General features: G+C 74.2%; 11 protein-coding genes. 6 read left to right on the top strand and 5 right to left on the bottom strand.

Annotation, left to right across the window (positions count from 1 at the left end):
* Position 1: 1 nt before the first annotated feature.
* Positions 2-1,309, bottom strand: a complete 1,308-nt coding sequence (locus Q6350_RS05905; protein ID WP_305065757.1) for a UDP-glucose/GDP-mannose dehydrogenase family protein — start codon at positions 1,307-1,309, stop codon at positions 2-4.
* A 162-nt stretch (positions 1,310-1,471) separates the two neighbouring features.
* On the opposite strand from Q6350_RS05905, the gene Q6350_RS05900 reads away from it, so the two are divergent.
* From Q6350_RS05900 to Q6350_RS05890, 3 genes are all read left to right on the top strand, one after another.
* Positions 1,472-3,559 carry an N-acetylmuramoyl-L-alanine amidase gene (locus Q6350_RS05900; protein WP_305065756.1) on the top strand — a complete coding sequence of 696 codons (2,088 nt, stop codon included), beginning with the start codon at positions 1,472-1,474 and terminating at the stop codon, positions 3,557-3,559.
* A gap of 75 nt (positions 3,560-3,634) precedes the next feature.
* The gene (locus tag Q6350_RS05895; protein WP_304607746.1) at positions 3,635-5,008 is read left to right on the top strand and encodes an LCP family protein; all 1,374 of its coding nucleotides are present in this window, start codon (positions 3,635-3,637) and stop codon (positions 5,006-5,008) included.
* Between the two features lies 1 nt (position 5,009).
* The gene (locus tag Q6350_RS05890; protein ID WP_305065755.1) at positions 5,010-6,362 is read left to right on the top strand and encodes an LCP family protein; all 1,353 of its coding nucleotides are present in this window, start codon (positions 5,010-5,012) and stop codon (positions 6,360-6,362) included.
* Here the strand turns inward: Q6350_RS05890 and purE are convergent.
* Together purE and Q6350_RS05880 are read right to left on the bottom strand one after the other, a co-directional pair.
* Entirely contained in the window at positions 6,359-6,871 is a 513-nt protein-coding gene (gene purE, locus Q6350_RS05885; RefSeq protein ID WP_304603294.1) for a 5-(carboxyamino)imidazole ribonucleotide mutase, read from the bottom strand. The genes Q6350_RS05890 and purE overlap by 4 nt on opposite strands.
* On the bottom strand, positions 6,871-8,103 hold the full coding sequence (locus Q6350_RS05880; protein ID WP_305065754.1) for a 5-(carboxyamino)imidazole ribonucleotide synthase: 1,233 nt from the start codon (positions 8,101-8,103) through the stop codon (positions 6,871-6,873). Before Q6350_RS05880 ends, purE begins: the two co-directional genes overlap by 1 nt.
* 45 nt (positions 8,104-8,148) lie before the next feature.
* On the opposite strand from Q6350_RS05880, the gene Q6350_RS05875 reads away from it, so the two are divergent.
* Positions 8,149-8,637: a GtrA family protein gene (locus Q6350_RS05875; protein ID WP_246246680.1), complete on the top strand. Its 489-nt coding sequence runs from the start codon at positions 8,149-8,151 to the stop codon at positions 8,635-8,637.
* Positions 8,638-8,639: 2 nt separating this feature from the next.
* Here the strand turns inward: Q6350_RS05875 and Q6350_RS05870 are convergent, their stop codons facing one another.
* Together Q6350_RS05870 and Q6350_RS05865 are read right to left on the bottom strand one after the other, a co-directional pair.
* Positions 8,640-9,986 (bottom strand): ATP-binding protein, encoded by a 1,347-nt coding sequence (locus tag Q6350_RS05870; RefSeq protein ID WP_171247663.1) that lies wholly within the window; start codon positions 9,984-9,986, stop codon positions 8,640-8,642.
* Between the two features lie 6 nt (positions 9,987-9,992).
* Positions 9,993-10,679 (bottom strand): response regulator transcription factor, encoded by a 687-nt coding sequence (locus Q6350_RS05865; RefSeq protein WP_171247662.1) that lies wholly within the window; start codon positions 10,677-10,679, stop codon positions 9,993-9,995.
* Positions 10,680-10,822: 143 nt separating this feature from the next.
* Here Q6350_RS05865 and Q6350_RS05860 point away from each other — a divergent pair, with 143 nt between their 5' ends.
* Together Q6350_RS05860 and Q6350_RS05855 are read left to right on the top strand one after the other, a co-directional pair.
* On the top strand, positions 10,823-12,166 hold the full coding sequence (locus Q6350_RS05860) for a sensor histidine kinase (protein ID WP_305065753.1): 1,344 nt from the start codon (positions 10,823-10,825) through the stop codon (positions 12,164-12,166).
* The gene (locus Q6350_RS05855; protein WP_305065752.1) at positions 12,163-12,834 is read left to right on the top strand and encodes a response regulator transcription factor; all 672 of its coding nucleotides are present in this window, start codon (positions 12,163-12,165) and stop codon (positions 12,832-12,834) included. The genes Q6350_RS05860 and Q6350_RS05855 overlap by 4 nt, the downstream gene beginning before the upstream one ends.
* The last annotated feature ends 16 nt before the right edge of the window (positions 12,835-12,850 follow it).

Genomic DNA, 12,850 nt, shown 5'->3' with positions numbered 1-12,850 from the left:
CTCAGGGACGGCCGAGGGCGCGGTAGGTCCAGCCGGCGGCCTGCCAGGCGTCGCGGTCCAGGGCGCCGCGTCCGTCCAGGACCTGGGGACGGGCCACGAGGCCGGCGGCGCGGGCGGGGTCCAGGTCGCGGTAGTGGCGCCACTCGGTCAGCACCAGCACCACGTCCGCGCCCGTGAGCGCGGCCTCGAGGTCGCGCTCGTAGGCCAGGGAGGGTTCCTTGCGGCGGGCGTTGTCGATCGCCTGGGGGTCGTGGACCACCACGTGCGCGCCGAGCCCGTCCAGGCGTGCGGCCACGTCCAGGGCCGGCGAGTCGCGCACGTCGTCGCTGTCGGGCTTGAACGCCGCCCCCAGCACCGCCACCCGCGCCCCGGCCACGTCCCCGCCGAGGACCTCGACGGCCAGCTCGACCATCCGTGCCCGCCGCCGGGTGTTGATCGCGTCGACCTCGCCCAGGAACGCCACCGCCTCCCCGGCCCCGAGCTCGTCCGCGCGGGCCATGAACGCCCGGATGTCCTTGGGCAGGCACCCCCCGCCGAACCCGAGCCCGGCATTGAGGAACCTGCGCCCGATGCGCTGGTCGTGCCCGATCGCGTCCGCCAGCCGGGTCACGTCGCCGCCGGCGACCTCGCACAGCTCGGCCATCGCGTTGATGAACGAGATCTTCGTGGCCAGGAACGAGTTCGCCGCGACCTTGACCAGCTCGGCGGTCGCGTAGTCGGTGACCACCTGCGGAGTCCCCTCGGCCAGCGGGGTCGCGTACACCTCGTCCACCAGCGCCGCGGCCCGCCGGCCGACCTCCCCCTCCGGGACGCCGTACACGATCCGGTCCGGGTGCAACGTGTCGGCCACCGCGAACCCCTCGCGCAGGAACTCCGGGTTCCACACCAACGTGGCGCCCACCGCCTCGACCCGGGCGGCCAGCCCGGTCGCGGTACCCACCGGCACCGTCGACTTGCCCACCACCACGTCACCCACGGCCAGGTGCGGCACCAACGAGGACACCGCCGCCTCGACGAACGACAGGTCCGCCGCCCCCGAGCCCGCCGCCTGCGGCGTGCCCACACAGACGAAGTGCACCCGCGCACCGGCCACCGCCGCCACGTCCGCCGACACCGACAGCCGCCCGGCACCCACCGCCCGCGCCAACAGCTCGTCGAAGCCCGGCTCGAAGAACGGCGACTTGCCCAGCGCCAACGACTCCACCCGCGCGGCGTCGACGTCGACCCCCACGACCTCGTGGCCCAGCGACGCCATGGACGCCGCGTGCACGGCACCCAGATACCCCAGACCCACCACGGAGACCCGCATGCCTGCGAGTCTAGGTCGCGGACCCGCGCACCCCCAGGCGTCAGCGATGGCCGCTGTGTGAACACTCGGCGGCCGGCGGGTGCGGGTGAAACTTGCTGGTCGAGGCGCCGGACGGCCGCGTCGGGCGTGCGGGTGCCCAGGGGCGCTCGTAGCGTTCCTCGGGTGACCCACGCCGCACGCGCCGGGTGGAGGTCGTTGACGACCGCCCTCGTCGGCCTGCTGACGTTCTCACTGGTCGCCGTCCCCGGCGCTCAGGCGGTGCCCTCCGCCCCCGACAGCGGGACGCCGACGGCGTCCGGGGCGGCAGGACCGCTCGGGGCGGCACCCGACAGCCGGCCGGAACCGGTCCGGGCGACGACCGACCGGACGGCGTTCGTGCCGGATCCCCGCGGCGGACAGCGCCGGGGCGGCCGGGCGCACGACACCTCGGGAGACACCGGAGCCGCCGGCGACGCGCTCCTGGCCACCGCGGACGTCACCGGGTTCGGGGTCGTGGGCGTGACCTGGACCGGCGGTGTCGCCGCCCGGGCGCTCGACGTCGAGGTCCGCACCTCCCGGACGGCCGGTGCCACGTCCGACGGCGACACCGGCTGGGGACCCTGGGAGCACGTCGCCGTCGAGCCGTCGCCGCAGGGCACGCTGGACGGGACGGAACCGGTCGTCGTCGGTGACGTCGCGCAGGTGCAGGCCCGCGTGACCGGCCCGGCGGCCGGGTCCGTGCGCGACCTGGCGCTCTCCGTCGTCGATCCGGGGACGTCGCCGGCCGACGACGACGTGCCCGTACCGCCGACGGCGACCTCGCCGCACGGTGCCGCCGTCGCCGCGGTACCGGTCCCGGACCGCCCCACGATCGTGTCACGCGCCGCCTGGGGTGCCGACGAGTCGATCATGAGCTGGACACCGCGGCAGGGCGACGTCCGCGCGGCCGCCGTCCACCACACCGCCGGTACGAACTCGTACTCCGAGGGTCAGGTCCCCGGGATCATCCGCGGGATCTACGCCTACCACGCCCAGACCCGTGGCTGGGGAGACATCGGCTACAACTTCGTCGTCGACAAGTTCGGCCGGCTGTGGGAAGGACGGGCCGGCGGGATCACCGCGCAGACGATCGGCGCCCACGCCCAGGGGTACAACAGCGTCTCCACCGGTGTCAGCGTCCTCGGCAACTACGAGACGGCGACCGTGTCGAACGCCGCCGTCGGCGCCGTCGTGGACCTCCTGGCCTGGAAGCTCGCGCTGCACGGCGTGCCTGCCGACGGTTCGACCACGGTCGACGGCACGCCCCTCGCCCACGTCTTCGGCCATCGGGACGTCGGCTACACGGCCTGTCCGGGCAGGACCCTGTACGAGAAGCTGGGCGAGATCCGGCGCCGCGCGGCCGCCCAGCAGGCGGCCGCCGCCCTCGACGTCCCCGACGGCACGTTCGTCGCCAGCCCGAACGGCACGCTCGCGCTCGTCGAGCAGGGCCGCAAGCACAAGGCGTACTGCAGTGTCGCCCGCGCCTACGGCACACGGTGCGACGGCGCGCTGCCCGTGACGTGGGAGCAGTGGGCGGGCCTGACGACCGCGGCTCGGCTGCAGCGCACCGTGCGGACGACCGACGGCCGGCTGTTCTGGATCGGGCGAGGCAGCAAGCGCGAGGCGTTCGACGCCGAGTCCCTCGAGCGGGCGAACAAGTCGTCGCCGGTCATGAGCCTGCCGGCCAGGGCGCTGCGGGCACTGCCCCACGGCAGACCGATCGTCCGGCCGGCGGTGATCGTCGTCAACCGCAGCACCGGGCGTCACCGCCTCGTCATCGACGGGCGCAAGCACCACGGGTTCGTCGGCACCTACCTTCGCCGCAACACACCGCTCGGCGACCTCGACACCGGGTACCTGGACCGTGCGAGCGTGCGGCGCATGCCGTCGGTCGACACGACGACCGGCGTCGTGGGACGCGCTGACCGGCGCGAGTTCCTGCTGACCACCCAGGGCCTGGTCCGCACCGACGGCACCGGTTCCCTGCTGGGGTCGGCCACGTGGCAGGACTGGGGCCGAGTCCTCAAGAACACCGTCCCCCGGGACAGTCGGTGGCGCTCGGTGGTCGCCGTCCGGCAGAACGGCAGCTCTCAGGTCTACCTCGTGCGTGACGGCGTGCTGCACCCGGTCACGGCGGCGCGTGCACGAGAGCTCAACGACGGCGTGAGGCCACCGGTCCACGTGATCCTCAAGGTCACGAAACGGCAGCTGCCGGAGGGCCCACCGCTCTAACCCTCACAGGATTTCTACGGGAACGGCGGTCCGCTGACGCAGAGATGTGGCCCGTGGCATCTATGCTCGCCTTTCGTGACCTACCCGCCTGCCCGCCACATCGCACCGCGAGACGGCTCCGCGACCGGGCCGGCGCACGCCCGCACGCAGCAGGGCACGTCCATCCTGCGCCTCGGCGCGCTGGTCATGACGGCCGTGCTCGCCTTCGTGGGTGTCGGCGCCGCGACGGCCGCCGTCACGCTCAGCGGGAACATCGCCGCCATCGACGCCGACGCCGCGCTGGGCGAGGACCGTCCGGAGAAGGTCGTCCCCGACGACCCCAACGCCGGCGCGCCGCTCAACATCCTCCTGCTCGGCTCCGACTCGCGCGAGGGGAACAACGGCAACGACGACGGCACCGAGGGTGCTCGGGCCGACACGACGATGATCATGCACCTGGCGGCGGACCGGTCCCGGGTGGAGCTGATGTCGATCCCGCGGGACACCACGACCGACATCCCCTCCTGCCCGACGTCGTCGGGTGGCGAGACACCCCCGCTGTACGGGGTGAAGTTCAACGCGGCGTTCTCCCAGGGGTACGACTACGGCCATGACGTCGAGTCCGGCGCGCTGTGCACGATGAAGACCGTCGAGACGATCTCCGACGTCCGCATGGACGGATTCGTGGTGGTCGACTTCTCCGGCTTCCGGAACATGATCGACGCGCTGGGTGGTGTCGAGATGTGCATCCCGAACGACATCGACGCCCCCAAGGCGGACAACCTGGTCCTGTCGGCGGGCGTGCAGAACCTGGACGGCAAGACGGCGCTGCAGTACGCCCGGGCACGCACGGGCCAGGGCCTGGGCGACGGCTCCGACATCGGACGCATCGCCCGCCAGCAGGAGATGATGGCCGCGCTGGCGCGCACGGTGCTGGAGCAGAACATGCTGACCGACTCGGCGCGACTCCTGCAGTTCCTCGGCGCGACCACGGGTTCCCTGACGATGAGCAGCAACTTCGCCTCGGTCCAAGGACTCGCCGGGCTGGCGTACAGCGCGCGGGGGGTGCGGCCTGGGAACATCGCCTTCATGACCGTCCCGTGGCACTACGACCCGGACAACCCGGCCAACGTGGTGCTCGACGCGGAGGCTGCCTCCGTGTGGGACGACCTGCGGCACGACCGTCCGCTGAGCGAGGTCGTCGCCGGTGCCGACGAGTCGGGCTCCACCGCGGGGGACGGGGACGGCGGGTCGTCGGAGGGCGGGTCGTCGGACGGCGGGTCCGGGACGCCCGAGGGCGACGCGGCCGCCGAGTCCGACGTCACGACGACGTCGGCCACGGACTCCGGCGCCGACGGGTCCGGCGGATCGACGGCGACGCCGAGCGACGAACCATCCCCCGGCCAGACCCGCGACCCCCGCGAGGAAGCCTTCACCGGGGCCGACGTGACCGCGGTCTGCGAGGGTTGACATGACCGACGAACGACGTATCCCGCCGAGCTTCACCCCCGCCGGGGGACGCAGCTCGCGACCGGCGTCGACCAACGACGCGATCTCGGTCGGCGGTTCCGAGCGACCGTCCCGCCCCACCGGGCGGGTCGGTCGGCGCGACGACGCCGTCCCGATGGAGCCCCGGGAACCCCGCGTCCGCCGCCAGTCGTCGCGCGAGATCCCCGTGGCGCCCGACCGACGCTCCGCCACGCCGGACCGCGCACCGCGCTCCTACCCTCCGGGCGGCGGCCGCACGGCGCGACCGGCGTCCCACGCGCCGGCCGCGCGCTCGAGCCAGCCCTCCGCGGCACGCGCGGGCGCCGCCCCGCAGCGCCGCACGCCGCCGCCCGCCGGCCCGCCCGCCGGGCCGCGCACGGGTTCCGGCGACGACGGCTTCCGCGTGCGCAAGGGGCGCGTCGCGATCCTCGTCCTGGCCGGGGTGCTCGTGCTGCTCCTGGCCTGGCCGGTCGGCCTGCTCGTGTGGGCCAACGGCAAGATCCAGCACACCGAGGCGCTCTCCGACGCGTCCGGGACCCCGGGGACCACGTATCTGCTCGCCGGGTCCGACGCCCGCGGGTCCGGGGGCGTCGACGACGGGACGTCCGGCGCCCGCACCGACACGATCATGGTGCTGCACTCCCCCCGCAGCGGGCCCGCCTCCCTCATCTCGATCCCCCGGGACACCTACGCGGAGATCCCGGGCGAGGGCGCCAACAAGATCAACGCCGCCTACGCGTGGGGCGGCCCGCCGCTGCTGGTGGAGACGGTCGAGGGCCTGACCGGCCTCATCGTCGACCACTACGCCGAGGTCGGGTTCGGCAGCCTCGAGGAGATCGTCGACGCCGTCGGCGGCGTCGAGCTGTGCTACGACGAGACCGTCCAGGACAAGCGCAGCGAGCTCGACTGGGAGGCCGGCTGCCACGTGGCCGACGGCGCCACCGCGCTGGCGTTCTCCCGGATGCGCTACTCGGACCCGAAGGGCGACATCGGCCGGGCCGAACGGCAGCGCCAGGTCATCGGTGCCGTCGCCGACACCGCCGTCCAGCCCGGCGTGCTGCTCAACCCGCTCGACCAGGTCCAGCTCGTCGACGCGGGCACCGGCGCGCTGGTCGTCGACGAGGACACGGGGATCGTGGACCTCGGGCGGCTGGCCCTGGCCTTCCGGGCGGCGACGGGACCGGAGGGCGTCACCGGCACCCCGCCGATCGAGAGCCCGAACTACCAGCCCGGAGGCGTCGGCTCCACCGTGCTGCTGTCCGACGACGCCGACCAGTTCTGGCTCGACGTCCGCGACGGCGACCTCGAACCCGGCAGCACGGTCGGCGGGCTCTAGCCGCGGGCGGCCCGCAGCCGGTCGCCCTTGGCCCGCGCCGCCTCGCGCAGCTCGTCCTGGAAGGCCACCATCCGCTGCCGCAGGGCCAACGACTCCGCGTCGGTCCCGGCCCCGAGGATCTGCGCGGCGAGCAGACCCGCGTTGCGGGCGCCGCCGATCGAGACCGTGGCCACCGGCACGCCCGCGGGCATCTGCACGATCGACAGCAGCGAGTCCATGCCGTCGAGGTGCTTGAGCGGCACCGGCACGCCGATGACGGGCAGCGGCGTCACCGCGGCGAGCATGCCCGGCAGGTGGGCCGCACCGCCGGCCCCGGCGACGATCACGCGCAGACCCCGGTCCGCGGCCGTGCGGCCGTAGTCGATCATCTCGGTCGGCATGCGGTGGGCGGAGACGACGTCGACCTCGCAGTCCACGCCGAGCTCGGCCAGGGCGTCGGCGGCTGCCTCCATGACGGGCCAGTCGGAGTCCGACCCCATGACGATGCCGACGGCGGGAGCGGTGCTCATCAGTCCTCCTGCGAGGTCTCGGGTGACTCGCCGCGCAGCAGGGCGGCGGCGGTGGTGGCACGACGGCGGACCTCGGCGAGGTCCTCGCCGCAGACGTTGACGTGGCCGAGCTTGCGGCCCGGGCGGACGCCCTTGCCGTACAGGTTGACGTGGGCGTCGGGGACCCGCTCGCCCACGGCGGGCAGGGCGTCGGTGAGCCGCTCGAGGGAGGATCCCAGCACGTTCGCCATGACGGTCCAGCGCGCGACCGGTTCGGTCGACCCCAGGGGCAGGTCCAGGACGGCGCGCAGGTGCTGGGCGAACTGGCTGGTGACGGATCCGTCGATGGTCCAGTGCCCGGAGTTGTGGGGCCGCATCGCCAGCTCGTTGACCAGGACGTGCCGGGCACCGTCCGGCCCGGTCGTCTCGAACATCTCCACCGCGAAGACGCCGGTGACGTCCAGGCCCTCCGCGATCCGCACCGCGACCTCACGGGCCTCCTCGGCCTCCCCGGCCGACAGGTCGGGTGCCGGGGCGATCACCTCGGCGCAGACGCCGTCGCGTTGGATCGACTCCACGACGGGCCAGGTCCGGATCTCGCCCGAGGGGCGCCGGCCGACGAGCACGGCGAGCTCGCGGGTGAAGGGGACCTTGTCCTCGACGAGCAGCTCGGGGCCGCCGTCCAGGTGCGCCGCGATCCAGTCGTCGGCCTCCTCGGCGCCGCGGACCACGCGCACGCCCTTCCCGTCGTAGCCGCCCCGGGCGGTCTTGACCACGGCCTCGCCGTCGGCCGTCCCGGCGAGGAAGCCCGCCAGCGCCTCGCGCGCCGCGGACGGGTCGCTCGGCAGGGCCGTCCACCGCGGGCAGGGCACGCCGAGCGCGGTGAGCCGACGGCGCATGACGATCTTGTCCTGCGCGTGCACGAGGGCCTCCGGACCCGGCCGCACCGGGGTCCCGTGGTCGATGAGGTCGGCGAGGAGCGCGTTCGGGACGTGCTCGTGCTCGAAGGTCAGCACGTCCGCGGCGGGGCGCCCGTCGGCCGGTGCGATCAGGTCCCGGATCGCCGCGTCGTCGGACGCCGCGCCCACCGGGGCGTCGACGACCACCTGGGCGGCGGAGGTCGAGGGGTCCTCGACGAGCACGCGCAGCCGCACGCCGAGCTCGGCGGCGGCGGGCGCCATCATGCGGGCCAGCTGGCCACCGCCGACGACGGCGACGACCGGGGATGCGGGATGCGGGGTGGCGGCAGTCACGGACGACGAGAATACCGTCCCCGCCCGGGCGATAGGCTGGCGGCCATGTCCCCGTCGGCCCCCGCACCCGCGCCCCCCGGGCCGTCGATCTGGCCGGTCCGGTTCGTGACGCTGATGTGGCGGCGTCGCGTGGAGCTGCTGCGCTTCGGGACCGTGGGCGGCCTGGCGTTCGTGGTCGACCTCGCGCTGTTCAACCTCATGCTGCACGGTCCGGTCGACGTCCTGGCCGACAAGCCCGTCACGGTCCGCGTCATCGCCGCGGCGGTCGCGACCCTGGTGTCGTGGATCGGCAACCGGTACTGGACGTTCGCCGCCCGACGCACCCGGCGCCGGGTCCGCGAGCTGGTCGAGTACGCCGCGGTCAACGTCGGTGGGGTCGCCATCTCGGCCGGCTGCCTGGCCTTCTCGCGCTACGTGCTGGGGCTGGACTCGGCGCTGGCGGACAACGTCGCCGCCAACGGCGTCGGCCTCGTGCTCAGCATGATCTTCCGCTACGTCATGTACCGCACGGTGGTGTTCCGCGGCGAGGGCTGACGTCAGCCCTCCTCGTGGTGCAGCCACCCGCGCCGGCGCCCGCGCGACGAGATCGTCGTGCCCGGTGGCAGGACGACCCGCGGGTCGAGGGTGCGCGGGACGCCCGCGAGGAAGATCCGGAAGACGGGCGGGCGGCGCTGCGCGAGCTCCAGGCGCCCGCCGTCGGCGGCCACGAGGTCGCGCGCCAGCGCGAGGCCGAGACCGGTGCTGCCCCCGGTGGAGGCCCCGCGCTCGAAGATCCGCGGGGCGATCTCGTCGTCGACCCCGGGCCCCTGGTCCGAGACCTCGAGGGCCACGGCGTTCTTCGGTCCGGAGGGCTTGGAACGGATCGTCGTGGTGCCGTCGCCGTACTTCAGGGAGTTCTCCAGCAGGGTGGCGATCACCTGGGCGAGAGCCCCGGGCGTGGCGAGCACGCGGTGGTCCTCGGCGACGTCGATCACCAGCTCACGGCCCGCCCCGGCGAACGTGTCCGCCCACTCCTCGTGCTGCTGGCGCACGACGTCGAGGAGCACGACGGCCTCCGTGGTCCCGCCCTGGGAGCGGCGTGACGTGGCGAGCAGGTCGTCGACGACCGTGACGAGCCGTTCGACCTGTTCGAGCGAGACCCGGGCCTCGTCGACGACCTCCTCGTCACGAGAGGTCAGCATGATCTCCTCCAGCCGCATCGACAGCGCGGTCAGCGGGGTGCGCAGCTGGTGGGAGGCGTCCTGCGTGAACTGCCGCTCGGCCGCCAGGCGCCCGGCCAGCCGGTCCCCGGACCGGGCCAGCTCGGCCGCGACGAGGTCGATCTCCTCGACCCCGGACGGTTCCAGGCTCGGCCGGACCTGGCCGGACCCGAGCTGCTCGGCCGAGGCCGCCAGGTAGACCAGCGGGGCCGACAACCGGTTGGCCTGCCAGACGGCCATCGCCACCCCGGCCGCGATCGCCACCACTCCGGCGACGACGACGAGCGCGACCATCTGGGCGGCCTGGATGTAGGCCCCGCTGGCGGACACCTCGAACGAGACCCAGGCGCGTCCGCTCTCGGTCTGGCGAGCCTTGACGATCACCGGGTCGGAGGCCTCGTCGCCGTAGGTGAGCTGTTCGCCCCCGGGCAGGCTGACGGTCACCCGGGCGGGCAGGTCACCCTCACGCCCCTCGGCAGCACGCTGCAGCTGGTCGTCCGTGGGCCGCTCGTCCCGTTCGACGGCGCGCGAGACGGTCAGCGTGAACGCGTCGACGCGGTCGGAGATCCGCTGCTCGGCACCGGCGACGACGTACCGCGCCCCGAAGATGCCCAGCGGGACACCCAGCAGGAGGACGGCGACGGCGAGCGCCGAGATCGTCGCCTGGAGGACGCGACGACGCACGGCGCCTCAGACCTGCTGACCGAGCTCGAACCGGAACCCCAGCCCCCGGACGGTCGAGATGTACCGCGGCGCGTTCGCGTCGTCGCCGAGCTTGCGCCGCAGCCAGGACACGTGCATGTCGAGGGTCTTGGTCGATCCGACGGGGTCGGACCCCCACACGTCCCGCATGAGCGTGTCCCGCACGACCACGGAGCCGGCGTTGGCCACCAGCACCTTGAGCAGGTCGAACTCCTTGGTGGTCAGGTGCAGCTCCCGGTCGCCCTGGAACGCGCGGTGCGCGGACACGTCGACGCGCACGTCCTGCGCACGCATCTCCTCGTCCTCGGCGGCCTCGCCGTGGGTCCGCCGCAGCAGCGCCCGCACCCGCGCGAGCAGCTCGGCCAGCCGGAACGGCTTGGTCACGTAGTCGTCGGCGCCGGCGTCGAGCCCGACCACGAGGTCGACCTCGTCGGCGCGTGCGGTGAGCACGAGGATCGGCGTCGACAGGCCCCGACCACGGATCTCGCGGGCGACGTCGAGCCCGTCGACGTCCGGCAGGCCGAGGTCGAGGACGACGATGTCCGCGTCTCCGGCGTGGTCGATCGCTCCTTGACCTGTTCCTTGCACGACGACGTCGTAACCCTCACGAGAAAGGGCCCGCGCCAAAGGCTCGGCAATCGCCGGGTCGTCCTCGGCCAGCAGTACGTGGGTCATTCCCTCATGCTAGCGGCATTACCCCTGGGCACGGCACGTCGGACACGACGGTGAGATCACCCGACGTGCGGCATGTCACGAACCGTCACGGATCAGACCCTGGGGGGACGTCCCCGGCCTTCCGTCTGCCTAGGCTAGCGGCCATGGGCTGGTCAGGACGGGTCAACCGGTGGTTCGAGGGGCACCGGTTCGGGGTCGACGCCGTCGGGGCCGGGACGCTCGCCCTGGCGGTGCTGGTCAGCGCCACCGATCTGTCGGGCGCCGGCCGGGGCCCCGCCGTGCTGGCCTGGTCCCTCGCCCTCGTCGTCCCCCTCGCCTGGCGACGTACCCACCCGGTCGCCTCCGTCGTCGCCGTGTACGCCGTGGGCCTCGCCCACCTGCTCTCCGGCCTGCCCCTGCTGCTGCCCGGGGACGTCGCGGTGCTCGCCGCCCTGTGGGCCGTCACCGTCTACGGACCACGCTGGGCCCACGTCACCGCGATCGTCTCCGCCGTCGCGGGATGCTTCCTCCTCGGTCCGGTGCTGGTTCTGCAGGACGCCTGGTTCGGAGGGCTCGCGGACACGCTCGGGATCAGCCTGTTCTGCTCGACCGTCGCGCTGGCCGTGTGGGCGCTGGCCCTGGTGCGCCGCTACCGGCGCGTCACCGTCGAGGCGCTGCGGGACCGCGCCGAGCGGCTCGAGGTCGAGCGCGACCAGCAGGCCCGGATCGCCACCGCCGCGGAGCGTGCGCGCATCGCCCGCGAGATGCACGACATCGTCGCCCACTCGCTCTCGATCGTGGTCGCCCAGGCCGACGGCGGCCGCTACGCGGCCTCGGCCGACCCGCAGGCGGCCGTCCGTGCCCTCGGCGTCGTGTCCGAGACGGGGCGCGCGGCACTGGCCGACATGCGCCGACTGCTCGGCGTCCTGCGCGACGACGACGCGGCGACGTCGCGCGCACCGGTCCCGGCCGGCGCCGGGCGGACGGCCGACGAGTCCCTGCCGGTCGGCCCCGACGGTCCGACCGGGCCGACCGAGGCTTCACCGCCGGCCCCCGCGCCCCTGCGCCCGCAACCGGACGACGCCGAGCTCGACGGGCTCGTGCAGCAGTCACGCGGTGCCGGGATGCGCGTCTCGCTCGTCCGGGTCGGGACCGCACGCCGGCTCCCCCCGGGGGCCGGGCTCACCCTGCACCGCGTGACCCAGGAGGCCTTGAGCAACGTGCGCAAGCACGCCGGTCCGCGACCGCAGGTGACCGTGGTGCTCCGGTGGACCGCCGACGCGGTGACCGTGGACGTGACCGACGACGGGCGAGGTGCCGCCGCGGTGTCGCACGGCCGCCCCGGCTTCGGGCTGCTGGGCATGCGGGAGCGAGCAGCCGTCTTCGGCGGGAACGTCACCGCCGGCCCCCGTCCCGGCGGAGGCTGGCGGGTACGGTTCGTCCTGCCGGTCCCCGCCTCGGCACCCGCCGCCACAGGACCGTCCGAGGACATCGAGGAGCCCGTATGACCGCGCCGATCCGGGTCGCGCTCGTCGACGACCAGCAGCTCGTGCGCGCCGGGCTGCGGATGGTCATCGACTCCCAGGAGGATCTGACCGTGGTCGTCGAGGCCTCCGACGGCGCGCAGGCGCTGCGGCTGCTGGCCGGCCACCGGGTCGACGTGGTGCTCATGGACGTGCGCATGCCGACCATGGACGGTCTGACGGCCACGGCCCGGCTCACGGCCTCCTCCGACGCGCCGACGGTCGTCGTGCTGACGACCTTCGACCTCGACGAGTACGTCCTCGAGGCGATCCGCGCCGGGGCGTCCGGCTTCCTGCTCAAGGACACCCCGCCGGAGGAGCTGCTCGCCGCGGTCCGGACGGTGCACCACGGCGACGCGGTCATCGCGCCGTCCTCCACCCGCCGCCTGCTGGAGCATCTCGTCACGGCGCTGCCGGCGTCGTCCGCCCCGGCCCAGCACGCGGCGCTGGCCGCGCTGACCGACCGCGAGCGCGAGGTGCTGGTCCTCATGGCGCGCGGGCGGTCCAACACCGAGATAGCGGCCGACCTGTTCGTCGCCGAGACGACCGTGAAGACGCACGTCGGCCGCGTGCTCGCCAAGCTGGGAGCCCGCGACCGGGTCCAGGCCGTGGTGACCGCCTACGAGACCGGGCTCGTCCGGCCCGGGGCCTGAACCGGCCGCCGCGCCC

Source organism: Isoptericola sp. b515, from assembly GCF_030588125.1.
Taxonomy (GTDB): Bacteria; Actinomycetota; Actinomycetes; order Actinomycetales; family Cellulomonadaceae; genus Isoptericola; species Isoptericola sediminis.
The sequence above is the reverse complement of the archived record's forward strand: the minus strand, read 5'-3'. Positions and strand labels throughout refer to the sequence as shown.